The 24541-nt window shown below is 58.2% G+C and carries 31 protein-coding genes and 1 tRNA gene; 11 read left to right on the forward strand and 21 right to left on the reverse strand.

Going from position 1 to position 24541, the window contains the following annotated elements:
- Nucleotides 1-3 precede the first annotated feature (3 nt).
- From pheS to thrS, 5 genes are all read right to left on the reverse strand, one after another.
- Nucleotides 4-1020: a phenylalanine--tRNA ligase subunit alpha gene (gene pheS, locus NUV89_RS08410; protein WP_017737822.1), complete on the reverse strand. Its 1017-nt coding sequence runs from the start codon at nt 1018-1020 to the stop codon at nt 4-6.
- 109 nt (nt 1021-1129) lie between these two features.
- Entirely contained in the window at nt 1130-1486 is a 357-nt protein-coding gene (gene rplT / locus NUV89_RS08415; RefSeq protein ID WP_003174975.1) for a 50S ribosomal protein L20, read from the reverse strand.
- Nucleotides 1487-1516: 30 nt separating this feature from the next.
- Entirely contained in the window at nt 1517-1711 is a 195-nt protein-coding gene (gene rpmI / locus NUV89_RS08420; RefSeq protein ID WP_002553160.1) for a 50S ribosomal protein L35, read from the reverse strand.
- 60 nt (nt 1712-1771) lie between these two features.
- Nucleotides 1772-2323: a translation initiation factor IF-3 gene (gene infC, locus NUV89_RS08425; RefSeq protein ID WP_169850653.1), complete on the reverse strand. Its 552-nt coding sequence runs from the start codon at nt 2321-2323 to the stop codon at nt 1772-1774.
- Nucleotides 2323-4245, reverse strand: a complete 1923-nt coding sequence (gene thrS, locus NUV89_RS08430; protein ID WP_257780956.1) for a threonine--tRNA ligase — start codon at nt 4243-4245, stop codon at nt 2323-2325. Before thrS ends, infC begins: the two co-directional genes overlap by 1 nt.
- A gap of 366 nt (nt 4246-4611) precedes the next feature.
- Here thrS and NUV89_RS08435 point away from each other — a divergent pair, with 366 nt between their 5' ends.
- Both NUV89_RS08435 and NUV89_RS08440 read left to right on the forward strand, forming a co-directional pair.
- Nucleotides 4612-4926, forward strand: a complete 315-nt coding sequence (locus tag NUV89_RS08435; protein ID WP_257780957.1) for a hypothetical protein — start codon at nt 4612-4614, stop codon at nt 4924-4926.
- A gap of 289 nt (nt 4927-5215) precedes the next feature.
- Nucleotides 5216-5428 (forward strand): cold-shock protein, encoded by a 213-nt coding sequence (locus tag NUV89_RS08440; protein WP_003234260.1) that lies wholly within the window; start codon nt 5216-5218, stop codon nt 5426-5428.
- 73 nt (nt 5429-5501) lie between these two features.
- Here the strand turns inward: NUV89_RS08440 and NUV89_RS08445 are convergent, their stop codons facing one another.
- A complete protein-coding gene (locus NUV89_RS08445) occupies nt 5502-5822 on the reverse strand; it encodes an I78 family peptidase inhibitor (RefSeq protein ID WP_025857833.1) in 321 nt (106 codons plus the stop codon).
- A 144-nt stretch (nt 5823-5966) separates the two neighbouring features.
- Nucleotides 5967-6275, reverse strand: a complete 309-nt coding sequence (locus NUV89_RS08450; RefSeq protein ID WP_257780958.1) for a hypothetical protein — start codon at nt 6273-6275, stop codon at nt 5967-5969.
- Nucleotides 6276-6445: 170 nt separating this feature from the next.
- Here NUV89_RS08450 and NUV89_RS08455 point away from each other — a divergent pair, with 170 nt between their 5' ends.
- Nucleotides 6446-6658: a hypothetical protein gene (locus NUV89_RS08455; protein ID WP_017737828.1), complete on the forward strand. Its 213-nt coding sequence runs from the start codon at nt 6446-6448 to the stop codon at nt 6656-6658.
- Nucleotides 6659-6691: 33 nt separating this feature from the next.
- On the opposite strand, the gene NUV89_RS08460 is transcribed toward NUV89_RS08455, so the two are convergent.
- The 7 genes from NUV89_RS08460 to NUV89_RS08490 are packed head-to-tail and all read right to left on the reverse strand — an operon-like array spanning nt 6692 to nt 13656.
- The gene (locus NUV89_RS08460) at nt 6692-7720 is read right to left on the reverse strand and encodes a nucleoside hydrolase (RefSeq protein ID WP_257780959.1); all 1029 of its coding nucleotides are present in this window, start codon (nt 7718-7720) and stop codon (nt 6692-6694) included.
- 26 nt (nt 7721-7746) lie between these two features.
- Nucleotides 7747-8151, reverse strand: a complete 405-nt coding sequence (gene rbsD / locus NUV89_RS08465; RefSeq protein WP_257780960.1) for a D-ribose pyranase — start codon at nt 8149-8151, stop codon at nt 7747-7749.
- On the reverse strand, nt 8148-9065 hold the full coding sequence (gene rbsK, locus NUV89_RS08470; protein ID WP_257780961.1) for a ribokinase: 918 nt from the start codon (nt 9063-9065) through the stop codon (nt 8148-8150). Before rbsK ends, rbsD begins: the two co-directional genes overlap by 4 nt.
- A 23-nt stretch (nt 9066-9088) precedes the next feature.
- Complete coding sequence (locus tag NUV89_RS08475) at nt 9089-10111, reverse strand: LacI family DNA-binding transcriptional regulator (protein WP_257780962.1); 1023 nt, start codon at nt 10109-10111, stop codon at nt 9089-9091.
- A gap of 3 nt (nt 10112-10114) precedes the next feature.
- Nucleotides 10115-11092 carry an ABC transporter permease gene (locus NUV89_RS08480; RefSeq protein ID WP_257780963.1) on the reverse strand — a complete coding sequence of 326 codons (978 nt, stop codon included), beginning with the start codon at nt 11090-11092 and terminating at the stop codon, nt 10115-10117.
- Nucleotides 11089-12642: a sugar ABC transporter ATP-binding protein gene (locus tag NUV89_RS08485; RefSeq protein WP_257780964.1), complete on the reverse strand. Its 1554-nt coding sequence runs from the start codon at nt 12640-12642 to the stop codon at nt 11089-11091. Before NUV89_RS08485 ends, NUV89_RS08480 begins: the two co-directional genes overlap by 4 nt.
- A 57-nt stretch (nt 12643-12699) precedes the next feature.
- Complete coding sequence (locus tag NUV89_RS08490; protein ID WP_257780965.1) at nt 12700-13656, reverse strand: sugar ABC transporter substrate-binding protein; 957 nt, start codon at nt 13654-13656, stop codon at nt 12700-12702.
- 482 nt (nt 13657-14138) lie between these two features.
- On the opposite strand from NUV89_RS08490, the gene NUV89_RS08495 reads away from it, so the two are divergent.
- From NUV89_RS08495 to NUV89_RS08505, 3 genes are all read left to right on the forward strand, one after another.
- Entirely contained in the window at nt 14139-15227 is a 1089-nt protein-coding gene (locus tag NUV89_RS08495) for an asparaginase (protein ID WP_026136927.1), read from the forward strand.
- Nucleotides 15228-15420: 193 nt separating this feature from the next.
- Nucleotides 15421-15672, forward strand: a complete 252-nt coding sequence (locus tag NUV89_RS08500; RefSeq protein WP_017737837.1) for a DUF1654 domain-containing protein — start codon at nt 15421-15423, stop codon at nt 15670-15672.
- Nucleotides 15673-15676: 4 nt separating this feature from the next.
- Complete coding sequence (locus tag NUV89_RS08505; protein ID WP_257780966.1) at nt 15677-16366, forward strand: endonuclease I family protein; 690 nt, start codon at nt 15677-15679, stop codon at nt 16364-16366.
- 30 nt (nt 16367-16396) lie between these two features.
- On the opposite strand, the gene NUV89_RS08510 is transcribed toward NUV89_RS08505, so the two are convergent.
- Entirely contained in the window at nt 16397-16762 is a 366-nt protein-coding gene (locus NUV89_RS08510) for an SPOR domain-containing protein (protein ID WP_257780974.1), read from the reverse strand.
- Between the two features lie 263 nt (nt 16763-17025).
- Here NUV89_RS08510 and csrA point away from each other — a divergent pair, with 263 nt between their 5' ends.
- Together csrA and NUV89_RS08520 are read left to right on the forward strand one after the other, a co-directional pair.
- The gene (gene csrA, locus NUV89_RS08515) at nt 17026-17220 is read left to right on the forward strand and encodes a carbon storage regulator CsrA (RefSeq protein WP_003192511.1); all 195 of its coding nucleotides are present in this window, start codon (nt 17026-17028) and stop codon (nt 17218-17220) included.
- A 205-nt stretch (nt 17221-17425) separates the two neighbouring features.
- Nucleotides 17426-17689: a hypothetical protein gene (locus NUV89_RS08520; RefSeq protein WP_257780967.1), complete on the forward strand. Its 264-nt coding sequence runs from the start codon at nt 17426-17428 to the stop codon at nt 17687-17689.
- 11 nt (nt 17690-17700) lie between these two features.
- Here the strand turns inward: NUV89_RS08520 and NUV89_RS08525 are convergent, their stop codons facing one another.
- A complete protein-coding gene (locus NUV89_RS08525) occupies nt 17701-18366 on the reverse strand; it encodes an HAD-IA family hydrolase (RefSeq protein ID WP_257780968.1) in 666 nt (221 codons plus the stop codon).
- 224 nt (nt 18367-18590) lie between these two features.
- Between NUV89_RS08525 and NUV89_RS08530 the strand changes: the two genes are divergently transcribed.
- Entirely contained in the window at nt 18591-18908 is a 318-nt protein-coding gene (locus NUV89_RS08530; RefSeq protein WP_257780969.1) for a hypothetical protein, read from the forward strand.
- A 15-nt stretch (nt 18909-18923) separates the two neighbouring features.
- On the opposite strand, the gene pcp is transcribed toward NUV89_RS08530, so the two are convergent.
- The 4 genes from pcp to NUV89_RS08550 all read right to left on the reverse strand — a co-directional run bounded on the left by pcp (nt 18924) and on the right by NUV89_RS08550 (nt 21915).
- Nucleotides 18924-19565, reverse strand: coding sequence for a pyroglutamyl-peptidase I (gene pcp / locus NUV89_RS08535; RefSeq protein WP_257780970.1), 642 nt, complete (start codon nt 19563-19565; stop codon nt 18924-18926).
- A gap of 7 nt (nt 19566-19572) precedes the next feature.
- Nucleotides 19573-20523: a DUF979 domain-containing protein gene (locus NUV89_RS08540; RefSeq protein WP_017737844.1), complete on the reverse strand. Its 951-nt coding sequence runs from the start codon at nt 20521-20523 to the stop codon at nt 19573-19575.
- The gene (locus NUV89_RS08545) at nt 20520-21236 is read right to left on the reverse strand and encodes a DUF969 domain-containing protein (RefSeq protein ID WP_257780971.1); all 717 of its coding nucleotides are present in this window, start codon (nt 21234-21236) and stop codon (nt 20520-20522) included. The genes NUV89_RS08540 and NUV89_RS08545 overlap by 4 nt, the downstream gene beginning before the upstream one ends.
- 253 nt (nt 21237-21489) lie before the next feature.
- Nucleotides 21490-21915 (reverse strand): GNAT family N-acetyltransferase, encoded by a 426-nt coding sequence (locus NUV89_RS08550; RefSeq protein ID WP_257780972.1) that lies wholly within the window; start codon nt 21913-21915, stop codon nt 21490-21492.
- Nucleotides 21916-22318: 403 nt separating this feature from the next.
- Between NUV89_RS08550 and NUV89_RS08555 the strand changes: the two genes are divergently transcribed.
- Complete coding sequence (locus tag NUV89_RS08555) at nt 22319-22570, forward strand: helix-hairpin-helix domain-containing protein (protein WP_257780973.1); 252 nt, start codon at nt 22319-22321, stop codon at nt 22568-22570.
- Between the two features lie 121 nt (nt 22571-22691).
- Here the strand turns inward: NUV89_RS08555 and NUV89_RS08560 are convergent.
- A tRNA-Val gene (locus NUV89_RS08560) sits at nt 22692-22768 on the reverse strand.
- 184 nt (nt 22769-22952) lie between these two features.
- Here NUV89_RS08560 and NUV89_RS08565 point away from each other — a divergent pair.
- Nucleotides 22953-24236 (forward strand): FAD-binding oxidoreductase, encoded by a 1284-nt coding sequence (locus tag NUV89_RS08565; RefSeq protein ID WP_207042514.1) that lies wholly within the window; start codon nt 22953-22955, stop codon nt 24234-24236.
- Nucleotides 24237-24541: the final 305 nt, after the last annotated feature.

Here is a 24541-nt window from a genome sequence, read left to right on the forward strand (position 1 = left end):
CGACTAGCGAAATTGCGCGAGGAACCGCAAGTCGTTGTCGAAGAACAGACGCAAGTCGTTCACGCCGTAACGCAGCATGGCCAGGCGCTCAACGCCCATGCCGAAGGCAAAGCCCGAGAACTCTTCCGGGTCGATCCCGGACATGCGCAGCACATTGGGGTGAACCATGCCGCAGCCCATCACTTCCAGCCAGCCGGTTTGCTTGCACACGCGGCAGCCTTTGCCGCTGCACATCACACATTCCATGTCGACTTCAGCGGACGGCTCGGTGAACGGGAAGAACGATGGACGGAAACGCACCGCCAGTTCTTTCTCGAAGAACACACGAAGGAACTCTTCGATGGTGCCCTTGAGGTCGGCGAAGTTGATATCGCGATCAACCAGCAGGCCTTCGACCTGGTGGAACATCGGCGAGTGGGTGATATCGGAGTCGCTACGGTACACACGGCCTGGGCAGACAATGCGGATCGGCGGCTTGTTCGCTTCCATGGTGCGGACCTGTACCGGCGAGGTATGGGTGCGCAACAGCATGTTCGCGTTGAAATAGAAGGTGTCGTGCATCGACCGGGCCGGGTGGTGGCCTGGGATGTTGAGCGCCTCGAAGTTGTGATAGTCGTCTTCGACCTCAGGGCCTTCGGCAATGCCGTAGCCGATATGGGTGAAGAACTGCTCGATACGTTCCAGAGTCCGGGTGATCGGATGCAGGCCGCCCGAGGCCTGGCCACGGCCAGGCAAGGTTACGTCAATGGACTCGGCGGCGAGTTTGGCCGCAAGATCGGCCTCCTCCATCGTCGCCTTGCGCGCATTGAGCACCTCTGTAACACGTTCCTTGGCGACGTTGATTAGCGCGCCGACTTGCGGGCGCTCTTCAGCCGGCAAATTCCCCAGGGTCTTCATCACCTGAGTCAATTCACCCTTTTTGCCAAGGTAGTGAACCCGGATTTGCTCCAGGGCATTGATATCTTCAGCGCTTTGCACAGCCTCAAGAGCTTGAGCGACGAGCGCGTCCAGGTTTTCCATGTACAGACTCCAGATACAAAATAGGGGAAGAGCTTGAAGGCTCTTCCCCTATTTAAGACGTTTACCACCTTGGACTACAGGAGTAGCCCAGGGTGATTGTCGGGGGTACTTAAGCCAGAGTGGCTTTAGCTTTCTCGACAATCGCAGCAAACACCGCTTTTTCGTTCACTGCCAGTTCGGCCAGAACCTTACGGTCGATCTCGATGGAAGCTTTTTTCAGGCCAGCGATGAAACGGCTGTAGGACAGACCGTTAACACGTGCACCAGCGTTGATACGAGCGATCCACAGAGCGCGGAACTGACGTTTTTTCTGACGACGGTCGCGGTAGGCGTATTGGCCTGCCTTGATTACCGCTTGCTTGGCAACACGGAATACGCGTGAACGCGCGCCGTAGTAGCCTTTAGCAAGTTTCAGAATTTTTTTGTGACGTTTACGGGCAATGACGCCACGCTTTACACGAGCCATGAGTTACTTCCTCTAGTCTTGATCCAAAAATTAACGAAGGCGCAGCATGCGCTCGACTTTTGCCACGTCAGACGGATGCAGCAAGCTGCTACCGCGCAGTTGACGCTTACGCTTGGTCGACATTTTGGTCAGGATGTGGCTCTTGAAAGCGTGCTTGTGCTTGATACCGTTAGCAGTTTTCAGAAACCGCTTAGCAGCACCACTTTTAGTCTTCATCTTTGGCATGTTCGGATACTCCGCATTCAGTTGATAAACATAATCAGAAGGCCTGCCGTGCCCTGTTGATTACTTCTTCTTTTTCGGGGCGATGACCATGATCAGCTGGCGTCCTTCCATCTTAGGATGCTGTTCGACCGAACCGTACTCGAGCAGGTCAGCTTCAACCCGCTTGAGGAGTTCCATCCCCAGCTCCTGGTGGGCCATCTCACGGCCGCGGAATCGCAAGGATACCTTGGCCCTGTCCCCATCACTCAGGAAACGTACCAGGTTGCGCAGTTTTACCTGGTAATCCCCTTCCTCCGTCCCTGGACGAAACTTGATTTCTTTTACTTGAATCTGCTTTTGGTTCTTCTTCGCCGCAGCAATCTGCTTCTTCTTTTCGAAGATCGATTTGCCGTAGTCCATCACCCGGCAAACAGGCGGGACTGCGTCGGCGGAGATTTCCACCAGGTCCAATTTGGACTCTTCAGCGATACGAAGCGCTTCATCAATCGAGACGATGCCAATCTGCTCGCCGTCAGCGCCAATTAACCGAACCTCGCGTGCCGAGATATTCTCGTTGATCGGGGCTTTCGGTGCAGCTCGTTTATCTTGTCTCATTTCACGCTTAATAATAATTACTCCGAATCTGGGCGACCACGCCGGGAAACCGCTTGCGCGAGGAACTCAGCGAACTGGGCGACGGGCATCGAGCCCAGGTCAGCACCTTCACGAGTACGCACAGCGACAGTCTGCATCTCGACTTCCCGATCTCCGATAACCAAAAGATAGGGAACCTTGAGCAAAGTATGCTCGCGGATTTTAAAGCCGATCTTTTCATTTCTCAAGTCGGACTTGGCACGAAATCCGCTTTCGTTGAGAGTTTTTTCAACTTCAGCGGCAAAATCTGCCTGTTTATCAGTGATATTCATGATCACTGCCTGGGTCGGCGCCAGCCACGCAGGGAATGCTCCCTCGTAGTGCTCGATCAGGATCCCGACGAACCGTTCGAACGAGCCGAGGATCGCCCGGTGCAGCATAACCGGGTGTTTACGGCTGTTGTCTTCGGAGACGTATTCGGCTCCCAGACGGATCGGCAGGTTAAAATCGAGCTGCAGGGTACCACACTGCCAGACGCGACCAAGGCAATCTTTCAGCGAGAACTCGATCTTCGGACCGTAGAAGGCCCCCTCGCCCGGCTGCAGGTCGTACGCAAGGCCCGCACTGTCCAGCGCTGCGGCCAATGCCGCTTCGGCGCGATCCCACAGCTCGTCGGAACCGACGCGTTTTTCCGGACGAGTGGACAGCTTCATCTCGACGTCTGTGAAGCCGAAATCGCGATAAACATCCATGGTCAGCTTGATGAACGCGGCGGATTCAGCCTGCATCTGCTCTTCGGTGCAGAAAATGTGGGCGTCGTCCTGGGTAAAGCCACGTACACGCATGATGCCGTGCAGCGCACCCGATGGCTCGTTACGGTGGCAGGCACCGAACTCGGCCAGGCGCATCGGCAACTCGCGGTAGCTCTTCAGGCCTTGGTTGAACACCTGCACATGGCAAGGGCAGTTCATTGGCTTGATGGCGTAGTCGCGGTTTTCCGACTGGGTGGTGAACATGTTGTCGGCGTAGTTGGCCCAGTGCCCGGATTTCTCCCAGAGGCTGCGGTCAACGACCTGCGGAGTCTTGATCTCCAGGTAGCCGTTGTCACGCTGTACCTTGCGCATGTACTGCTCAAGCACTTGGTACAGGGTCCAGCCGTTCGGGTGCCAGAACACCATGCCCGGCGCTTCTTCCTGGAGGTGGAAGAGGTTCAGGCGCTTGCCGATCTTGCGATGGTCGCGCTTTTCGGCTTCTTCGATGCGCTGGATGTAGGCGGCCAGCTGCTTCTTGTCAGCCCAGGCAGTACCGTAGATCCGCTGCAGTTGCTCGTTCTTCGCATCGCCGCGCCAGTAGGCACCGGACAGCTTGGTCAGCTTGAACGACTTCAGAAAGCGCGTGTTCGGCACGTGCGGGCCACGGCACATGTCGACATATTCCTCGTGGTAGTACAGGCCCATGGCCTGCTCTTCCGGCATGTCTTCCACCAGGCGCAGCTTGTAGTCTTCGCCACGGGCGGTGAACACGTCGATCACTTCGGCGCGCGGCGTGACTTTCTTGATCACGTCGTAATCTTTTTCGATCAGGGCGTGCATGCGCTGTTCGATGGCGGCCAAGTCGTCCGGAGTAAAAGGACGCTCATAGGCGATATCGTAATAGAAGCCTTCATCGATGACCGGGCCGATCACCATTTTCGCCGTCGGGTACAGCTGCTTGACCGCGTGGCCAATCAGGTGAGCACAAGAGTGGCGAATGATCTCCAGCCCTTCTTGATCCTTGGGGGTGATGATTTGCAGGCTGGCATCGGCGCAGATCAGGTCACTGGCATCAACCAGTTTGCCGTCGACCTTGCCGGCCACGGTGGCCTTGGCCAGGCCAGCACCAATGGATGCGGCGACCTCGGCTACGGAAACCGGATGATCGAATGAACGTTGACTGCCGTCGGGAAGAGTAATAGTTGGCATGGCGCCTCCTCTCCTAGTGGTGACCCCTACCAAAGGTCACGTGGGTTGGGATGAGCCAGTACAAGATCCAACACCAGGCCGTTCAATGATGAACGCCTGCCTTACAGCGGCAGGAGCCTTGCGGCCAACCGATAATCGAACCAGAGTGACTGGAGTGAGCTAAAAAGAACATGGCAAGGCGGCAAATGGCGCACCTGGAAATAGCCAGGGCTGCGATGCTAGCACAGATGAACGGTCATCGCGCCGACGCCATGCCAGGTAATGACAAATTCCAGGCTTTGTAGCTGCAAAACGGAACTTGAGCTGTACGCAATGCCTCAAACCCACTGAGAATCGCCGTTCGTCCCCGACCCAAAGGAGCATCCCATGATGCGTTTCACCTCGACCCTCGCTCTCGCTGCCTCCCTGACCCTCCTGTCCCTCGGTGCACAGGCAGCGGCCCCGTCGAACTGGCCAGCCGGTGCCCGCGACAGCTTCGTCAGCGACTGCAGCGCCGCCGCCAGCCAGAACGTAGATGCCAAAACCGCCAAAGCCCACTGCGAATGTGGCGCGGACAAGATCAACGCAGAGCTGAGCACTGCCGAGATCAAAGAACTCATGACAAACCCGAATGCCAAGCCTGAGCTTAAAAACAAAGCAGTCGCGGCTATTTCCTCGTGCAAAGTCGTGAAGAAAAAGTAAGAAAGACCCCTGATCAGACCGGCGTTTAGCTGAAAAAACAGCGCAAAAACTGCCATTTCGCACAAATTACGCAGCTTTTACGGCTTTTTTTACCAGCTGATATTTCGCACCAAAGCCCCGTAGATCGGGGCTTTCAGCGAAGACAGGCACTAAACGCAACGCTATTGATTAGCAAACAATGCCTTGGGGGGGCTCCCAAGCCGAACATTTCGACTATGATAGCCCGGTGTGCCCAGTTGGCCTGAGCAGCACAGCACTACTGAAAATATATGTTTCTTGGAGATACACCATGTCTAATCGCCAAACCGGCACCGTTAAATGGTTCAACGATGAAAAAGGCTTCGGCTTCATCACTCCTCAAGGTGGCGGTGACGACCTGTTCGTACACTTCAAAGCTATCGAAAGCGACGGTTTCAAAAGCCTGAAAGAAGGCCAAACCGTTTCCTTCGTGGCTGAGAAAGGCCAAAAGGGTATGCAAGCTGCACAGGTTCGCGGCGAGTAATTCTCCGCTGAGCTAAAAAAAACCCCGTCCATGTGACGGGGTTTTTTATGGGCGCTGCAAAAGCTGGAAACAATCAGCCGCAGTTGACGCGCGTGATCACCAGGTTGTCATCGGTGTTCAGGTTCAGGCGGTCGGAGCGGTACTCCAGGGTGATCATGTCGTTAGGCTTGAGGATCCGCGCGTTCTGCGCACCAGCGCGGGTACGGGCCTGCTCCAGCAACTGAGGCGAGGCTTTCTGGCCGATCGTGAACTCAGCGGCTTTCGATTCACAGCGGCTATGACCAGCATCGGCCACGGCGGCGTCTTTGGCTGGCTCAGAGGCACCCGGGGTGCTGCAACCCGCCAACGCGAGTGCTGCCAACAAAGTACCGAATGATGCGAGCTTCCAAGGCATGAAGCCTCCTATGATAAAAAATGGACAGAGATCGTGCGACAGCTGTGGGGCGGATTGGTTTCAAGACGTAAACCGCCGGCAGGCAAGTCTGCCTGACTCTCGGCCGGCATTCGCCCGATCAATCGTCACCAGATATGAACGTACTCAGTAGACATCGATGTAGTCAAACGGCGGCTTCGGCCAGTTCTGCTTCAGCGCGTTGAAAATCTGCATGACCCAGACTTCGTCGCTGGCGGCCACATTACCGACATAGCCCGACCCCTTGGCCCAGGTCTCAAGGCGAAACAACAGGTCGTCGATGTCCACGCCACCCACTGCTGTACCGGAAGAGATATAGGCGATACCGGCCTTGGTGACCCGCAACTGAGTATGTTCATCGTCGCTGGCACTGGCGATCAGTTGGCGCACAGCGGCGAAAGTCAGGTTCTCGGGGTTGTTCAAATCGATCTGCACGCGGTGTTCCCCGGCAATTAAACAGGCGGACAGTGTCGCACAGCGCTCGCCTCATCCCGAAGCGCCTTATGCCTAAGTATCAGTGCCAAAGTCGATACAAAATGGTTAACTGCCCGCGTAAGAAACGCGCTCCAGCGCACTGCCCAGTATTTCAGCCCCGTGAGACCTTCATGACCACCGTAACGCTGCAAGCCGACATCAAAGCCAAGTGGCCCCAAGGGCAAAGCTCCTATAGCCCCGGAAGCACAGAGGAGCTGGCGATCATCGGCATCGACCTGCTGGTCAAGGAACTGGGCACCCAGGCAGCGCAAGCGTTCATCGCCCAGGTATTTGCAAAATACCCGGCCGATCACATGGGTGCACACAACCCTGAGCGCGAATAGGAAGCGGCCGGCGAACGCCGGCCAGCCAGGATTTTACTTGAGACGCGCGAGGCGTTCGGTCAGCAGATCGAAAAAGCCCTGGGCGTCGCCGTTTTCAACCCAGAACACATTCTTTTCCTGCTTGAGGCCATCATACCAATCGACGATGGTCTGGCCGAAAGTCGGGCCTTCGCGGCTGTCCACCACCATATTGGCCTGACGACCGCTGAACAGCGAAGGCTTGAGCAAGTAGGCGATGACAGTGGCGTCATGCACCGGCCCGCCCGGGATGCCGTAGTGCTCCATGTCGCCCTTGACGTACTCGTTGAGAATATTGCTCACGACCTTGCTGGCGTTGCTGTTCAGGTCGGCAATCTTCTTCAGGCGTGCGTCACTGGTCAGCACCTTGTGGGTCACGTCCAGAGGCAGGTAGGTCAACTTCACGCCGCTCTTGAGCACGATCTCTGCCGCCGCCGGGTCGGCAAACAGGTTGAACTCCGCCACCGGCGTAATATTGCCGCCGTTGAAGTGCGCACCGCCCATCACCACCACTTCCTTGATGCCCTGGGTAATTTCTGGGGCCTGGGTCAATGCCAGCGCCAGATTGGTTTGCGGGCCCAGCATGGCAATGGTGATGCTGTGGGGTTTGGCGGTGCTCAAGGTCTTGATCAGATAGTCAACGGCATTGCCGGCGGCCAGGCCTTTTTTCGGCTCGTGTACGGTAACGCCGGAGATGCCTTCCTTGCCGTGGATGTTCTCGGCATAGATCGGTGTGCGCAGCAACGGCTTGGGCGCACCGGCGTACACCGGAATGTCCTCGCGCCCTGCCCACTCGCGGGCCAGGCGTGCGTTGCGTGAGGTCTTGTCCAGACGCACGTTACCGGCGACGGTAGTCAGCGCACGAATACTCAACTCTTCCGGCGAGGCCATGGCGAACAGCAACGCCACCACATCGTCGGCACCGGGATCGGTATCAATGATCAGGTCGATTTTTTCCGCCGCGTGGGCGCTTGCTGCAGTGAGTGCGGACAAGAGCAGAACACTCCGAAACAGATTTCTCAGGGTTGGAAGACCACGTTGCATAAAACACTCCTTGTTGTTGGGACACTCTAGAAGGTGACGCCGGACACCAGCGCGATATTGCAATAGGGCTGGCACTCACCCGTACGCACCACGGCCCGCGCCTTGCGGCTGAGCTGCTTGAATTCTTCGTGACTGAGCAGACGCCGTTCACCGAGCGCCGCTTGCTCTACCAGCGTATTCAGATCTGTCAGCGCCGGCGGTCGCTTGTGCAGGATTTCTTGCGCCAATACGTGGCTTTCCACCTGCATTTCACTGAGCACAATGCGCAAGGTGCTGATGAAGTCAGGAATGCCCTGGGTCAGCGCCAGGTCGATCAACTCGACACCCGGCGGCACGGGCAAACCGGCATCGCCGATGACCAGGATGTCGCCGTGGCCCAAGGAGGCGATCACGCGTGACAGGGCAATATTGAGCAATGGGGTTTTTTTCATGAGGGCACAAAACCTTGTACGTCATGCAGCGTAGGAATGGAGGGTTGCGCACCGGCGCGGGTCACTGACAACGCGGCTGCGACCTGGCCGAAACGGATGGCCTCGGCTTCGCTTTTGCCGTTGGCCAGCGCCGCGGCAAAACCACCGACAAAGGTGTCGCCCGCCGCCGTGGTATCCACCGCCTTGACCTTGGGCGCCAGCAGATGCTCAAAAGCCTGGCCGTCGGCAAACAGCGCGCCCTGGGAACCCAAGGTGATGATGACTTTGCCAGCCCCGGCCTTTATCAGTTGCGTCGCGGCAAGCTTGGCGCTCTCCAGGGAGTCGACGGTCACACCGCTCAGCGCCGTGGCTTCGCTTTCATTGGGGATCAGGTAATCGATCGATGCATACCACTGCGCAGGCAATGGGCCGCTGGCCGGCGCTGGATTGAGGATCACCGTCTTGCCCAGCTCACGACCCCGCTTGAGCGCAAAACCCACGGTGTCCATCGGCACTTCGAGCTGGCAGATGATCACGTCGGCCGCCTGCAACACCGCGTCAGCCGCCTGTAACGAAGCGGGTGTCAATTCGCCGTTACTGCCGGCGACGATCACAATCGCATTCTGGCTGCTGTCATCCACCACGATCAGCGCCACGCCGCTGGAGCCGTCCACACGGCTGACGGCCTGACAGTCGATACCCTCTACCAACAGCGCATCACGCAACTGGGCGCCATAGGCATCGCTGCCGACGCAGCCAACCATCGCCACCTGGGCGCCCAGCCGCGCGGATGCCACCGCCTGGTTGGCGCCTTTGCCGCCAGGCACGGTGGAGAACGTCTGGCCAATCAGGGTTTCTCCGGCACAGGGCAACCGGCTGGCACGGGTGACCAGGTCCATGTTCAAGCTGCCTACTACCACTACGTTTGCGCACATACATCAATACTCATCAATTCGGTTCAGCGGTATTGGGCAAACACACCGGCGACGGGGGCCGTGGACTCGCGCAATACAATGCTCGGCGTCACGATGCGTTGATCGATCGGCAGTTGGGGTGTCGCAATTCGTCGCAATAGAAGCTCCGCCGCCGTCTCGCCCAGTTGCACGATCGACTGCCCGACCGTGGTCAGCGCCGGGTACACGTAGCGGCCCATTTGAATATCATCGAAACCAATCACCGACAGCTCGCCAGGCACGCGGATATTGCGCTCGGCGGCTGCACGCAACACGCCGAAACCAATCATGTCGTTGCTGGCGAAAATTGCGCTGGGCGGATTGTGCGCCAGTAATTGCACAGCAGCAGCATAACCGCCGGTACTGGTGAAATCGCTTTCCTGGGTGCGACTGGCCGCCACCTCCACGCCCGCCTCGCGTAGTGCTCGGTGATAACCCGCCAGACGCATCTGCGCGACGCGGGTGTGAGCCGGGCCGCCGATGCAGGCGATGTCGCGGTGGCCCAGTTCAAGCAAATGCCGGGTCGCCAGGTAACCGCCCTCCTCATGATCGATGCGTACCAGATCGACATCAATGCCGTCCAACGCCCGGTCGACAATGACCATCGGCGTGCGCACGGCGCTCAAGCCAGCCGCGAGACCGCTGTCGTCGCCCCCCACCGAAGTGACGATCAAGCCGTCGATGCGTTTTTCCAGCAGTACCCGCAAATAGTTGCGCTGTTTTTCCGCGTTATCATCGGAGTTGCACAGGATCACGCAGTAGCCGTTACGCTCGCAATAATCCTCGATGCCCCTGGCCAACTCCGCAAAGTATGGGTTGAGGCTGTTGGGCACCAGCAGGCCAATCGTCGCCGTGGTCTTGGCCTTGAGCGAACGCGCGACCGCACTGGGCACGTAGTCGAGCTGCTTGATCGCCGCTTCGACTTTGATGCGTACTGGCTCACTCACCGGGCGCGTCTTGTTCACCACATGAGACACTGTGGTGTAGGAAATACCTGCAAGCGCTGCCACATCCTTGATCGTCGCCATGGTTCAGCCCCGCCGACTAGCGCGCTGGCTGCGGTAGGTATCGAGGACCACCGCAATCACGATCACCGCACCGGTGATGATGCGCTTGGTCGGTTCCGTAGCACCGATCTGCGCCAAGCCAGCGGCCAATACCGAAATAATCAACACCCCAAAAAAGGTGCTGATTACCGAGCCACGCCCGCCCATCAGGCTGGTCCCGCCGATAACCACCGCCGCGATCACTTGCAGCTCCAGGCCGGAACCCGCGTTCGGGTCTGCCGCTTCCAATCGCGAAATCTGGAACAGCGCCGCCACACCCGCCAGCAGCCCCATCAGGCTGAACACCAGGATCTTGTAGGGTTTTGGATTGATACCTGCCAGACGCACCGCTTCTTCGTTGGTACCGATACCGATCAGGTAGCGACCGAACACCGTGCGGGTCAACACCAATTGCGCCGCGATGATGACCAGCAACGCAATGATGAACGACGGCGAAATACCAAAGGCCACCGGGTTGGACAGCCAGGCAAAAGAATCGCCAATGTACGCCGTGCGCGAACCGGTCATCTGGTACGCCACGCCACGGGCCATTTCGAGCACGCCGAGGGATACGATGAACGACGGAATGCGCCAAGCCACGGTAATCGAACCGGTGATGGTACCCGCGAGCGCGGCACAGGCCATGCCGAGTATGGCGGCTGGCACAACGCTCCAGCCCCACCCCAGGATCGCCACGCTGACCGCCGACGCCGCCAACGCCAGCACCGAGCCCACCGACAAATCGATGCCGCCGATAATCAGGATGAAGGTCATGCCGACCGCGAGCACCATCAGGTCCGGGATCTGGTTGGCCAGGGTGCTGAAGGTGTCGTAGGACAGAAAGTGATCGCTGAGTACCGAGAACAGCGCGATCATCGCCAACAAAGCGCCCGCCAGGCCCAGATAGGTGCCAAGCCCGTAGAAGTTGCCGCCCGCTTTACCGGGGTTAGTTGTGGTTTTCATGGGGTATCCCTAAGCACTGCGTCATTGAGCAGCGCATCACGTTTCTGATAGCCAGCAAAGGCGGCGGCAAGCAATTCGTCCTGGGTCCAGCTGTCACGCTCGAAGGTCTCGATCAGGCGCCCGGCAGACAACACACCGATGCGGTCGCAGATCAGCATCAGCTCACGCAGGTCGCTGGACACTACAACCAGCGCTTTGCCCTGGCGGGTCAAGTCGCCCAGCAAGGCGTATATGTCGAACTTGGCCCCCACGTCGATACCTCGGGTTGGCTCATCGAACAGCATCACCGAGCAGTCGCGCTCCAGCCAGCGGCCAATCACCACTTTCTGCTGGTTGCCGCCGGACAATTCGGACACCAACTGCGCGGGGCTGGAACTGCGGATGCGCATGGCGTCGATCTGACGCTTGGCCAAAGCGGTTTCATCACGGCCGTTGACTACGCCACCGCCGGAAATTTCCGGCATGTTGCCCAAGGCGATATTGGCGCTGATGGATTGGGTCAGCAGCAAGCCCTCACCCTTGCGGTCCTCTGTGATCAGGGCAATGCCGTGGCCTACCGCGTCAACCGGCGAGCGAATGCTCACCACCTGGGCCGGCGAGCCAAGTGCCACGGTGCCACTGTCGGCGAGATCAGCGCCGAAGATCAGGCGCAGCAGTTCGGTACGGCCGGCGCCAATCAGGCCGGAGATGCCGTATATCTCGCCAGCACGCACTTCAAAGGACACATCGCGCACCTTGTCCGAGCGCGTCAGGCCTTTTACCGTCAGCGCAGGCGCGCCTAGGGTACGTGGACCCAGGTCGATCTGCTCACCCAGCTCACGGCCGACCATCAAGGTCACCAGTTGCTCGCTGTTGTAGTTGGCCATCGGCTCGACGCACACCAGCTTGCCGTCACGCAGTACCGCAATGCGCTGGGCAACCCGGGCCAGTTCTTCCAACCGGTGCGAAATGTAAATGATCGCCACACCCCGGGCCTGCAGGCGGGTGATCTGCTCAAAGAGCATCTCGACTTCTCGGGCGGTCAACATCGCCGTCGGTTCGTCGAGGATCAGTACATGGCAGTCGCCAATCAGGTTGCGCGCAATCTCGACCATTTGCTGGTGGCCAATGCCCAGGCTGCCAACCAGCGTGTCCGGGTCGATGGCGTCCAGGCCGACTTGGGCCATGGCTTCGATAGCCGCCTTGCGCAGTTGCTTGCGGCTGATCCAGCCACAGTGACTGGGCAGGTTATCCAGGAACAAGTTTTCGGCCACGGTGAGCGTCGGCAGCAGGTTGAGCTCCTGCATGACCATGCGCACGCCCAGCTCTTCGGCCTGGGTGCGACTGCCCGGGCGATAGTCTTGTCCGTTGAATTGCATGTGCCCGGTGGTCGGCGTGACCAGCCCGCCGATGATCTTCGACAAGGTACTTTTACCTGCGCCGTTCTCACCGGTCAGCGCCAACACTTCACCGCGATTGAGCGTCAGGGTGATGTCGGACAGAACCGGTTGGGCATAGGTCTTGCCGATACCGCTGACCGAGAGGACAGCGTTCGGGGCGGAAGATGACATAGGAAAATCTCCAGGCGCCCGCTCACGATGAGCGAGCGCTGTTGGGTGCTGCCAGGATTACTTCTTGAGGACGAGTTCGACCGGGGTTTCGATCACGCCATCTTTGGCATCGACTTTCTCACCCTTGACCAGCTTGAGCGCGTTCTGGATACCGAACACGGCTTGCTGGGCCGCAGCCTGGTCGGCGGTCGCCAGGACACGGCCGTCTTGCAGCATTGGCTTGATGGCTTCGATGTTGTCATAGCCCACCACTTGGACCTTGCCGGCCTTGCCTGCCGCGCGGATTGCGGAGACGGCACCCAGCGCCATGTTGTCGTTCCCTGCCAGCAGTGCTGTGATTTTTGGGTATTCGCTCAACATTGCAGAGGCGACTTTCTGGCCTTGGTCGATTTCCCAATTGCCGGACTGAGTGGAGACGATTTTCATCCCCGCTCTATCCATTGCATCCTTGAAGCCTGCAGTGCGCTGCTGGGCATTGGTAGTGGTCGGGACGCCTTCGATGATCCCAACCTCATCACCTGCGGCCAGCTGCTTGGCCAAGTAGTTGCCCACGAGCTCGGAGCCTTTGCGGTTATCCGGACCTACGAAAGGAATATCGAGACTTTTGCTTTTCAGCACGCCCGGGTCGAGGCGGTTGTCGATGTTCACGACCTTGATACCGGCGTCGGAGGCTTTCTTCAGCACAGTGACCAGCGCCTTGGAGTCGGCCGGCGCAATGACGATGGCATCTACTTTCGCGATAATCATCTGATTGACGATGGCGACCTGGGCAGCGGTATCGGTTTCGTTTTTGATTCCGTTGGAAACCAAGTCAAAGTCAGCGGCATGACTGGCGTGATAATCCGTAGCCCCCTTGGTCATCGTGACGAAAAATTCATTAGCGAGAGATTTCATGACCAGGCCTACCTTGGGTTTGGCGGCGTCGTCAGCAAATGCAGAGGAGAGAGGTAAAGCAGAGGATGCGGCAGCAAGCACAGCGACAGCAAGAAGACGTCCAGCGAATGGCAGCTTCATGGGTTCACTCCGATCTTATGATTATTGTAAACAACGCCTGCAACGAAACATCTCGCAAACGTTTGCGTTATTGAAACTATGAGAACCTTGCCGAGATTTGTCAACGGTCTCCAGCACGCTTTCATGCAAGCCCGCTGGCCTCTGTCTTCAGGTGCGCCCTTAAACATCGCCAATGCCTGGTCGTTCTCTAAAACGACAGGCCGCGAGGCTGTGTCGCACACACCCGGAGGAGAGATTCGATATTTTTTTCGGACAACCGAACGCGCTACCGCCCAATTGTTCGGAAAGCCGGACAACGTATCGCTGACGAAACTCAAAAAGACGGGTTTATTCCTTATAAATCAACATCTTATTTTATGGTTAAAAAATTGCTCCGGCTGGTACAGATCCTGCTCCTTCCCTGCACCTCGCGGCGTTCAGAACCGCCCGGGCGCTCTAGATGAACCTGCACCAGCACTCATCAAAAACCAGAGAGAAAAATAATGAAATCTGCATTGAAGAACATTGTTCCGGGCGCGCTGGCCCTCCTGCTGTTGTTCCCCGTTGCCGCCCAGGCAAAGGAAGTTGAAACCAAGACCAAACTCTCCAACGTGGTGATCCTCGCCACCGGCGGCACCATCGCCGGCGCTGGCGCCAGCTCGGCCAACAGTGCCACCTACCAGGCAGCCAAGGTTGGTATCGAACAGCTGATTGCCGGTATTCCTGAGCTTAGCCAGATCGCCAACGTGCGCGGCGAACAAGTGATGCAAATTGCATCCGAGAGCATCAACAACGACAACCTGCTGCAACTGGGCCGCCGCGTCGCCGAACTGGCCGACAGCAAGGACGTGGACGGCATCGTGATCACCCACGGCACCGACACCCTGGAAGAGACCGCCTACTTCCTGAACCTGGTGGAAAAAACCGACAAGCCAATCATCGTGGTCGGCTCCATGCGCCCAGGCACCGCCATGTCGGCAGACGGCATGCTCAACCTGTACAACGCCGTTGCCGTGGCCGGCAGTAAAGATGCACGTGGCAAGGGCGTGCTGGTGACCATGAACGACGAAATCCAATCGGGTCGCGACGTGAGCAAGATGGTCAACATCAAGACCGAAGCATTCAAGAGCCCATGGGGTCCACTGGGTATGGTGGTTGAAGGCAAATCCTACTGGTTCCGCCTGCCAGCCAAGCGCCACACCATGGACTCGGAGTTCGACATCAAGAACATCAAGAGCCTGCCTGACGTTGAAATCGCCTACGGCTACGGCAACGTGAGCGACACGGCCTACAAGGCCCTGGCCCAGGCTGGCGCCAAAGCCATCATCCATGCCGGCACCGGTAATGGCTCGGTGTCTTCCAAGGTTGTCCCTGCCCTGCAGGAACTGCGCAAACAAGGCGTGCAGATCATTCGCTCGTCCCACGTCAATGCTGGCGGTTTCGTTCTGCGCAACGCCGAACAACCTGACGACAAGTACGACTGGGTGGTTGCCCATGACCTGAACCCGCAAAAAGCCCGCATCCTCGCGATGGTCGCCCTGACCAAGACCCAGGACAGCAAAGAGCTGCAACGGATGTTCTGGGAATACTGATTCCTGGTGACACCCCGGCAGGGGCGACCTACCCGCCCCTGCCTCCCCTCGCAAATGCCCACCATTAGAACCGCCCCTTCCTACCTCAAACCGCGCAAGTCGGTATCAGAAGAACTTCCTGAATTTTAAGCAGTTGCGAAATTGCTCGCAGTTAAATACTGTATGCACGTACAGCTTATCTAAGGAGTCCCCCGTGGCAAAGTCCTCTTCCGCAGCACAAACCCCACCTGGTGCTTACGAACGCCTGGCCATTCGCGTGCAAAAGATCATCAATTCGACCAACGCCCAGAAAGCCAAGGCAGCCTTGATCTTCCGCCTGCCGGATGAGCCCGAGGATGAGTGGCAGCGCCTGCTGGAGGAAATCGCAGAGAACGACAACGTCACCCTCGCCTACCGGGATGATGGCGGCGTGCAGATTTTCTGGGTTGTGCCGAAGGAAGATTGATTCAATGAGTGCCCGCTTTATTGCTGTGTGTTGCCTGTTTCTCTCCATCACTGCCCACGCGCAAGCGCCTCGCACGTTCAGCGAAGCCAAGAAAGTCGCCTGGAAGCTCTACGCGCCACAATCCACCGAGTTCTATTGCGGCTGCAAATACACGGGCAACCGCGTGGACCTGAAAGCCTGCGGCTACATCCCACGCAAAAGCGCCAGCCGCGCTGCACGTATCGAGTGGGAGCATATTGTCCCGGCCTGGCAGATCGGGCATCAGCGCCAGTGCTGGCAACAGGGCGGACGCAAGAACTGCACGCGTCATGATGACGTGTTCAAGCGCGCCGAGGCCGACCTGCACAACCTGGTGCCGAGCATCGGCGAGGTCAACGGGGACCGTAACAACTTCAGTTTTGGTTGGCTGCCCGTGCAACGCGGGCAGTACGGATCATGCCTGACCCAGGTGGACTTCAAGGCCAAGAAGGTCATGCCGCGTCCGTCGGTTCGCGGCATGATTGCGCGCACTTATTTCTACATGAGCAAGCAATACGGTTTGCGCCTGTCAAAACAGGATCGCCAGTTGTACGAAGCCTGGAACAAGACCTACCCGGTGCAAACCTGGGAGCGCCAGCGCAATCAGACGGTGGCCTGCGTGATGGGGCGCGGCAATGAATTTGTCGGCCCGGTAAACCTCAAGGCCTGCGGTTGAACGTGGGCGGGACTCCCGCCCAACCAGCCCTTATTGCGCAGCCTGGTGCTCGACGACCTGTGACTCGGTGTCGGTTTTCTTGGCGCGGGCCATCTTTTCGTTAAGCAACGCCTGCTTGGCCTCAGCTTCTGCCTTGCTTGGGAAAGGCCCCAGAAACACTTCGTCCTTGCCTTCGACTTTCACGATATAAAAATTGAAACCATGTTCCAGCAACCACGCGGTCAAGTCGGTAATCGCCTGCAGCTTGTGGTCCGGCGGGCCTACGCGCACATCCCACTCCTGGGCGGCAATCGTACCGGTTTGTGGCTGGCTTTCGGTCACGGCAGGCTTGGCCTTGGGGGCATCGACACGCTTGCCTTCACCGCAACCGGCCAATGCCAACACCGCAATTGCCATCGCTACTTTACGCACTGCCCTGCTCCTTTAAAGGATAAAGAGGCAACTTTATCATTCACTGTCTATTCTGGCCGTCATAAACGTTGGCTTAAACAATGCGAATCATGTATCGCAGACCTGTATGATGCCGCCATGGGAATTAATGTCGCCTCTATGCGTCCTAAAAGAGGCAGTCACAGGGAAGCGCTTAGCAGTAAGCTACACACATCCGACACCTGCCCTGTCTGAAACATGTGTCCTTAAAAGTAATCAAGGAGAAGTCCATGCTTATACTCACCCGCAAAGTCGGTGAAAGCATAAACATCGGTGATGACATCACGATCACCATCCTGGGCGTTAGCGGCCAGCAAGTACGAATCGGCATCAACGCACCAAAGGACGTTGCCGTGCATCGCGAGGAGATTTACCAACGCATCCAGGCTGGGCTGACCGCGCCAGACAAAAACCAGACGCCTTGAAGCGCACTCAGTAGCCAGCCTTTTCGTTCACTGTAACGGCTGGCGAAAACCCCGAGTCCTGCTTGGGTTTCCCGTAAGTTCGCATGCCGCGCCTGCTCATCCCCGCAAAGATGAAACTGTGCGGGCGCCTGGAACTTGTTCGCCCATCCGCAGCCGAATCTCCTGACCCTTCCCCCGCCATCAGAGTGCAGTCAGGAGCACGTCGATGAGGCGCACTGCAACGCAACCCTTCGCCACCCGTGCCTGGATAATCGCTCTGTTGATTGGGCTTGCCTTCGCAGGGCTGGAATATGGCCTGAGCCTGGAAGCCGAACGAGTCGCTAGCCCTGAAACCCGCTCGTGGCTGGACCTTGGCTTATTCCTGTGTGCCTATCTGTTGGTGCTCTACCTCAAGCCCATCCAGGCCGCCATCCGGCGCAGACTGCACCGCAGCGCGACTCAACAGCTGCAACGCAAAGCGGCACGTTGATGACCTTCATATCATTCGTCCCTTCCCTGCACGTACAGCAAGCCGTCGGCGCTACGCCGAACCTGTAGCTTTTCATATCCGCTTATAGAAGGATGCTTCGTCACCATGGGCTCGAGGTGCGTCGAGGTCACGACCATTACATCCGCACCAGCAGCCTCGCCCGCCCGAATGCCCACTGTCGCATCCTCGAACACCAGGCACTCCTGAACCGGCACCCCGAGTCGCCGTGCACCCAAAACGTAGCAGGCGGGATCAGGCTTGCCGGTGACGACATCTTCGGCGGTCACCAATACAGCAGGCGGAGTAATTCCCGCAGCCTGCAGGCGACGCAACGCCAACGTTCGAGGGGCAGACGTGACCAGCGCCCATTGATCGCCCGGCAAGTCGTTCAGGAAAGCAACGGCGCCAGGTATCGCGACAACACCTTCGACATCGTTGATCTCAGCCTGCGTAATCCACTGCGCCTCGACCTCTGGATCGACGCCGGGCAATGCCTGGCGCGTGATCGTATCAATCGCGCGTGCGCCGTGAATGGTGCCGAGGAACGCCGCAACGTCCAGGCCATGGCGTTGCGCCCAAACGCTCCATACCCGCTCGGCGGCGGCGATGGAATTGAGCAGGGTCCCGTCCATGTCGAACAGAAAGGCGCGGTAATGTTGAGCTGCTGGGATGGACACTGCGTGGCTTCCTCATGGGCGGTAACAAATAATCGGCCCGACGCAATTTACGGATGCCATCGATGCTTGTAAACGCTGGCTGCTCACCGAGCAGGGGGACTGAAAACCACAAGCCAGAGCCACGGTGTTATTTTGCAAAAAATTGCCTGCCCCTGCTGGCGCGCACTCCGACTATTCTTGCCTTCGAACCACTCACTCACATTGTTTGAAACGGATGTCACACAGTGGAAAAAAGACAACATCAGCTCGGTGGCGCGAACACTCTGAATACTCTGGCTCAAGGCATAACCGCTGGAGGCAGCGACGGAGGTTCCGGCCTGGAAAAGCGCTTGGGCTTACTGGAAAAGGGGTTAACAGAAATGAAAGAGAAGCTATTAACTGTTTCGAACAAGGCTGACTCCATTGAAAAACACTTCGCCACCCGGGCAGACCTGGCGACGACGGAGATGAACATCATCAAATGCTTCGTCGCTACCACGCTCGCAATGGCTGGACTTGCATGCGCTATCGCCTTCGGATTGATCCGATTGCATTCCAGCTAAGGCCAATCGGACAGGTCAACTGACCTGTCCGCCGGCCTCCACCACATCCATGGGTGTACGCCACGCCGCCCGTACCGCAACCTGCAAGCCTTCAACCAGCATCGCCAAAGCCATCGAAGGCTGACCCGATCCAACCACCTGCTCCGGCAAGGCGGGCACATGAATAAACCCACTGCGCACAGCTGTCCCGGCCAGCAGGTGCTGCAACCGATAAAACACCTGGTTGCATACAAACGTACCTGCGGTCTGCGAAACCGAGGCCGCGAGCCCTGCCTCGCGCACGGCCTTGACCATCGCCTTGATCGGCAGCGTGGTGAAGTATGCTGCGGGACCACCCACAACCACCGCTGTGTCGATAGGTTGCGCGCCCAGGTTATCGGGGATGCGCGCATCGTTGACGTTGATCGCCACCCGCTCGATGGAAATATCGCTGCGCCCCGGGCCGAGGCCCGTGGCAATGACCATTACCGGGGACAGTTCAGCGATCAATTGGGCCAGGTAGTCGCCCGCCGTGGCAAACGCGCAAGGCAACCGGCGCGCAACAATCTGCACATCGTCGCCCAGCTGCACGCCGTCCAGTTGGCGCACCGCCTCCCAGGACGGATTCACCAGGTCTTGATCGAAAGGTTCAAACCCCGTCAGCAGTATCGTTTGCATCTTGATCTCACATCAGCAAGTAAAGCAGGACGATATTGACCACCAACATCATCAGCGCCGTAGGCAACTGCGCCTTGATTACCGCGTTCTTGTCCGGTAGCTCAAGCAGCGCTGCCGGTACGATATTGAAGTTGGCCGCCATCGGCGTCATCAACGTGCCGCAGTAGCCGGAGAACATGCCAATGGCCGCCATCACCGCCGGGTTGCCACCGTAGATCCCCACCAGCACCGGCACGCCGACACCGCCGGTCATCACCGGAAAGGCCGCAAAACCGTTGCCCATGATCACCGTGAACAACGCCATGCCCAACACATAGACCATGACCGCCACCAATTTGTAATCCAGATTGATATAGGTGGTGGTGACATGGGCAACGGCCGTACCGACCCCCGCTTCATTGAACAACAACCCAAGCATCGCCAACATTTGCGGCAGCACCATGGCCCAGCCCAGGGCTTCTGTGAGGCGCCGGGATTCGCGCAGGGCTTGCACCGGCGTATCGCGAGTCAACCAACAAGCCAGGCCGAGGGCGATCAGGCAGCCGATACCGAGAGACACAAAGGTGGTGTTTTTCGGGTCCAGCAGCGGTACGCCGCCGATCTCGGTGTGCTTGAGCAATACCGAGCCAATCACCGTAGTCAGGGGAATGGCCAGCGCAGGGATAAACAGCTTATGCCCCAAGCGACCGGCGCTGGCGCGGGAGGCCTTGTCATGCAGTTCGGCATGTTGGCCACGGCCAACACCGCCCATCCCGGCGATCAATGCCATCACGACGACCCCTGCACCGATAACCACCGACGGCAAGCGCTCTCCAACCAGAAACGGGATGGCAAACAACAGCCAGAACAGCGCGCTGGACCACCGTTTGGGATGACTGCGATCCAACACGATCATGCCTGCGGTGATTAGCAGCAATACACCGGCCAACCAGTACAGATATTGGATGGAGATAATCATTGCGCGGCCTCCACAGACGTAGCGGTCGGCGTCAGCTCGCGGGTGAGCCTGCGGTCAAACCGATGCAAGCGGATCGCATGGATGATAAAGGCGCAGATCGCCGTGGGGATGCCCCACACCGCAATGTGCAGTGGCTCCACATCAATGCCCGAGCCGAGCAGGAAGGTGTGCATCAGTGCAATCGCGCCAAACGCGACAAAAATATCCTCACCAAAAAACAACCCCACGTTGTCAGTCGCCGCACACATCGCCAACACCTTGTGCCGCACCTTGTCCGGTAACTTGCCGTAGCGCTTTTCCGCCGCACCTTCGGCCATCGGCGCCAACAGCGGACGCACCATCTGCGGATGCCCGCCCAGGCTGGTCAAGCCCATGGCCGCCGTGGATTCACGCACAAACAGATAGATGATCAACAGGCGCCCCACCGTCGCTCGTTCAAACCGTGCAATCCAGTTCTGCGCATGCAGGCGCAAACCATGGCGCTCCAGCAAGCCAATGACCGCCAGGGGCAACAAAAGGATCAATTGCAGGGCGCGAGTCTGAAGGAAACCATCACCCATGGTGGCGAGGATTTTTTCCAAGGGGAAATGGGCAGCAAGCCCGGTGGCGATGGCGGCAGCGGTGACCACCAGCAACGGATTGAAGCGCAAGACAAAGCCAACCACGATGACAAGTACGCCGATCAACGGCCATAGGTTCACAACAGTTTGCATGACGGTGAAGTCCTTAAATGCGCGCTGCGGCGCCATTACAGCAGGATGTGAACAAAGGGTTCACAGCAAGAAGTGGCGTGCAGTCGGCTCGGTTTTTTATTGTTGACCCGGAAGGTCGAGCGTCAGTGGCGGCAACTTTGCTGCCTGGGGCGGGAGGTGTCCAACAAGAAAAATTGTTGCTGCAAACCAATAAATTTTGTGAGTGATTGGAGGCTGCGCTGAAGCCGGCTGGCGGTCATCAGCGCCCAGGTTTCTACGCGAAACGCTTCTGGAAAAAGAAGCGCTGATGACCCGGCGGATAGTCGGCAACGTGACCGAACTCGCTGAAACCGAGTTTTCGATAAAACTCGGGCGCCTGAAAGCTGAACGTATCCAGCCAGATCCCGACACAACCTCTTTGGCGCGCCAAGTCCTCAGCGGTACGCATCAACCGCGTGCCCGTGCCTTGGGTGCGCATCTGATCCGGGACGCTCAGCAACTCAACGAACAGCCAGCCGTAGGAAATTTTCCCGCAAAGCCCCCCAACAACCTCCTGGTTGTCTGGGTCACGCAGTAAAATCCCGACGGTTTCGAAAGGCATTTTCCCGGTAATACTGAGGTTGTAAGCGCGCAGCGGCGTAAGGATGGCCTCGCGCTCCTGTTCGGATACGTTGAACGACACTTCCATTGCCAATTCCATTACGACCTCCTGCATGAGACGAAAACGTCGCCCAGTATGGCTTCATCAATGAAAAAAGGGCCAACCGCTTGGTTGGCCCAGAGGCTACTCGTCGCGCCTGGTCGGTTCAGCAATGAAGAATCTCACACAGCACCTATACTGATTTGTGCGATAGCGCGTTGATGTGCATCGCTTCGCTGACAAAGAGGTAGTCCACTATGTACGCCGGACAAATGGGCATGGCGACAACAAATGGTGAGATTCGCTGCCAGATGGTTGTACAGATCATCTGCCTGCTATCGGTGGCTCAGCTTTTTTGCTGATTGGTCAAAACGCCCACGCTATATAGGTTCACCGCATGAGTCGTTGTGACTCCACCCCCGTTTGCCCAGGATTTCCCCAACGCCCAAAAAGGATTTTGTGGATGCCGTTTTCACCGGAAGAAAGATTTCTGCTGCTAGCGCTCAAGGGCGTAGGGCCGTCCGTGATTGCTCGACTTGAACAGATGGGCATCGAATCCCTGGCCAAGCTCGGAGAATCGAATGTCAGTGAGATTCTGGCGCAAGCCTCAGCCGCAGTAGGTTCGACCTGCTGGAAAAACAGCCCACAAGCACGGGCAGCCATTACTGCGGCGGTTGGCCTTGCGAGAAGCACTATTGCGCGAGATCCAGCCTGACCAGTGGATTCGCACGCACAACGCCTGGTGCCAGGCTGCGGCCACTTGTAAATCCAAACAACAAAAAAAGGCCCACCTTTCGGTGAGCCTTTCTAGACCGCCCAGCAGAGCGGATTTTGTTTGGTAGGCGCGATTGGACTCGAACCAACGACCCCCACCATGTCAAGGTGGTGCTCTAACCAACTGAGCTACGTGCCTGCTGTGAGGCGGCATTCTACGGAATTCCGGAGGGGTGTCAACATCTTTTTTGCAGCTAACCCTATGAATATGCGAATTATTTATTTGAGCTGGGGATACCCGTGGTTTTCGGGTGGCTGGCAGGCAATTTTCAACTCAGGTAGGATCGGGGCACTCGTAAAAAATATAAAACAGAGGTTCCAGGATGGCGAACACCCCCTACCCCCAGTCGTATTACGCCGCGTCCGCGAATGCGGTCCCGCCCCGCCCGGTGCTGCAAGGTGATGTCGAAACCGATGTGTGCGTAATTGGCGCCGGCTACACCGGCCTCTCCAGCGCGCTGTTCCTGCTGGAGAACGGTTTTCGCGTAACGGTGCTGGAAGCCGCCAAGGTAGGGTTTGGCGCGTCAGGCCGTAACGGTGGGCAGATCGTCAACAGCTATAGCCGAGATATTGATGTCATCGAGCGCAGCGTCGGCCCCCAGCAGGCGCAACTGCTCGGGCAGATGGCGTTTGAGGGCGGCCGGATCATCCGCGAGCGGGTTGCCAAATATCAGATCCAGTGCGACCTGAAGGACGGCGGTGTGTTCGCCGCCCTCAACAGCAAGCACATGGGCCACCTGGAGTCGCAGAAGCGCCTGTGGGAGCGCTACGGCCATACCCAGCTGGAACTGCTGGACGAGCGCCGCATCCGCGAAGTCGTGGCGTGTGACAACTATGTGGGCGGCCTGCTGGACATGAGCGGCGGTCACATCCACCCACTCAACCTGGCCCTGGGTGAAGCGGCGGCAGTGGAGTCCCTGGGTGGCACGATCTACGAACAATCGGCGGCGTTGCGTATCGAGCGTGGCGCCAATCCGGTGGTGCACACCGCTGAGGGCAAGGTCAGGGCCAAGTTCATCATTGTCGCGGGCAACGCCTACCTGGGGAACCTGGTGCCGGAGCTAGCGGCCAAGTCGATGCCATGCGGCACCCAGGTCATCACCACGGCACCACTGGGCGACGAGCTGGCGAAGACCTTGCTGCCACAGGATTACTGCGTCGAAGACTGCAACTACCTGCTCGACTACTACCGTCTTACCAGCGACAAACGCCTGATCTTCGGCGGCGGCGTGGTGTATGGCGCACGCGACCCGGCGAACATCGAAGCAATCATCCGCCCGAAAATGCTCAAGGCATTCCCGCAACTCAAGGACGTGAAGATCGACTACGCCTGGACCGGCAATTTCCTGCTGACCCTGTCGCGCCTGCCGCAGGTAGGCCGGCTGGGCGACAACATCTATTACTCCCAGGGCTGTAGCGGCCATGGCGTGACGTACACGCACTTGGCGGGCAAGGTGCTGGCTGAAGCGCTGCGAGGCCAGGCAGAGCGTTTTGACGCGTTTGCCGACCTGCCGCACTATCCGTTCCCGGGCGGGCAATTGTTGCGTACGCCGTTTGCGGCGCTGGGGGCTTGGTATTACGGGCTGCGAGACAAGCTAGGGTTCTGACCACAATCCAACTGCGGGAGCGGGCTTGTGTGGGAGCGGGCTTGCTCGCGAAAGCGGTGGATCAGTCAATAAATTTGGTGACTGACACACTGCATTCGCGAGCAAGTCGAATCGTCGCACCGCCGCTCCCACATAAAACAAAATCGCAAACACAAAAAACCCCGGTCTTTCGACCAGGGTCTTTGCTATCGGATCAAAGCAGCCAAAGGCTTTCTTTGTGCTTCAAGGCGTTCAGTGGGCCCTGGAGCAGATATGGCGCAGCGGACGGGACTCGAACCCGCGACCCCCGGCGTGACAGGCCGGTA

The organism is Pseudomonas sp. 18.1.10, from assembly GCF_024655625.1.
In the GTDB taxonomy this organism is placed as follows: Bacteria; Pseudomonadota; Gammaproteobacteria; order Pseudomonadales; family Pseudomonadaceae; genus Aquipseudomonas.

What these genes read in the sequence shown, in the direction of transcription:
- pheS (WP_017737822.1), bottom strand. Translation starts at nt 1,020, where the DNA reads ATGGAAAACCTGGACGCGCTCGTCGCTCAAGCTCTTGAGGCTGTGCAA.
- rplT (WP_003174975.1), bottom strand. Translation starts at nt 1,486, where the DNA reads ATGGCTCGTGTAAAGCGTGGCGTCATTGCCCGTAAACGTCACAAAAAA.
- rpmI (WP_002553160.1), bottom strand. Translation starts at nt 1,711, where the DNA reads ATGCCAAAGATGAAGACTAAAAGTGGTGCTGCTAAGCGGTTTCTGAAA.
- thrS (WP_257780956.1), bottom strand. Translation starts at nt 4,245, where the DNA reads ATGCCAACTATTACTCTTCCCGACGGCAGTCAACGTTCATTCGATCAT.
- NUV89_RS08435 (WP_257780957.1), top strand. Translation starts at nt 4,612, where the DNA reads ATGATGCGTTTCACCTCGACCCTCGCTCTCGCTGCCTCCCTGACCCTC.
- NUV89_RS08440 (WP_003234260.1), top strand. Translation starts at nt 5,216, where the DNA reads ATGTCTAATCGCCAAACCGGCACCGTTAAATGGTTCAACGATGAAAAA.
- NUV89_RS08445 (WP_025857833.1), bottom strand. Translation starts at nt 5,822, where the DNA reads ATGCCTTGGAAGCTCGCATCATTCGGTACTTTGTTGGCAGCACTCGCG.
- NUV89_RS08455 (WP_017737828.1), top strand. Translation starts at nt 6,446, where the DNA reads ATGACCACCGTAACGCTGCAAGCCGACATCAAAGCCAAGTGGCCCCAA.
- NUV89_RS08460 (WP_257780959.1), bottom strand. Translation starts at nt 7,720, where the DNA reads ATGCAACGTGGTCTTCCAACCCTGAGAAATCTGTTTCGGAGTGTTCTG.
- rbsD (WP_257780960.1), bottom strand. Translation starts at nt 8,151, where the DNA reads ATGAAAAAAACCCCATTGCTCAATATTGCCCTGTCACGCGTGATCGCC.
- rbsK (WP_257780961.1), bottom strand. Translation starts at nt 9,065, where the DNA reads ATGTGCGCAAACGTAGTGGTAGTAGGCAGCTTGAACATGGACCTGGTC.
- NUV89_RS08475 (WP_257780962.1), bottom strand. Translation starts at nt 10,111, where the DNA reads ATGGCGACGATCAAGGATGTGGCAGCGCTTGCAGGTATTTCCTACACC.
- NUV89_RS08480 (WP_257780963.1), bottom strand. Translation starts at nt 11,092, where the DNA reads ATGAAAACCACAACTAACCCCGGTAAAGCGGGCGGCAACTTCTACGGG.
- NUV89_RS08485 (WP_257780964.1), bottom strand. Translation starts at nt 12,642, where the DNA reads ATGTCATCTTCCGCCCCGAACGCTGTCCTCTCGGTCAGCGGTATCGGC.
- NUV89_RS08490 (WP_257780965.1), bottom strand. Translation starts at nt 13,656, where the DNA reads ATGAAGCTGCCATTCGCTGGACGTCTTCTTGCTGTCGCTGTGCTTGCT.
- NUV89_RS08495 (WP_026136927.1), top strand. Translation starts at nt 14,139, where the DNA reads ATGAAATCTGCATTGAAGAACATTGTTCCGGGCGCGCTGGCCCTCCTG.
- NUV89_RS08505 (WP_257780966.1), top strand. Translation starts at nt 15,677, where the DNA reads ATGAGTGCCCGCTTTATTGCTGTGTGTTGCCTGTTTCTCTCCATCACT.
- NUV89_RS08510 (WP_257780974.1), bottom strand. Translation starts at nt 16,762, where the DNA reads ATGGCAATTGCGGTGTTGGCATTGGCCGGTTGCGGTGAAGGCAAGCGT.
- csrA (WP_003192511.1), top strand. Translation starts at nt 17,026, where the DNA reads ATGCTTATACTCACCCGCAAAGTCGGTGAAAGCATAAACATCGGTGAT.
- NUV89_RS08520 (WP_257780967.1), top strand. Translation starts at nt 17,426, where the DNA reads ATGAGGCGCACTGCAACGCAACCCTTCGCCACCCGTGCCTGGATAATC.
- pcp (WP_257780970.1), bottom strand. Translation starts at nt 19,565, where the DNA reads ATGCAAACGATACTGCTGACGGGGTTTGAACCTTTCGATCAAGACCTG.
- NUV89_RS08540 (WP_017737844.1), bottom strand. Translation starts at nt 20,523, where the DNA reads ATGATTATCTCCATCCAATATCTGTACTGGTTGGCCGGTGTATTGCTG.
- NUV89_RS08545 (WP_257780971.1), bottom strand. Translation starts at nt 21,236, where the DNA reads ATGCAAACTGTTGTGAACCTATGGCCGTTGATCGGCGTACTTGTCATC.
- NUV89_RS08550 (WP_257780972.1), bottom strand. Translation starts at nt 21,915, where the DNA reads ATGGAATTGGCAATGGAAGTGTCGTTCAACGTATCCGAACAGGAGCGC.
- NUV89_RS08555 (WP_257780973.1), top strand. Translation starts at nt 22,319, where the DNA reads ATGCCGTTTTCACCGGAAGAAAGATTTCTGCTGCTAGCGCTCAAGGGC.
- NUV89_RS08565 (WP_207042514.1), top strand. Translation starts at nt 22,953, where the DNA reads ATGGCGAACACCCCCTACCCCCAGTCGTATTACGCCGCGTCCGCGAAT.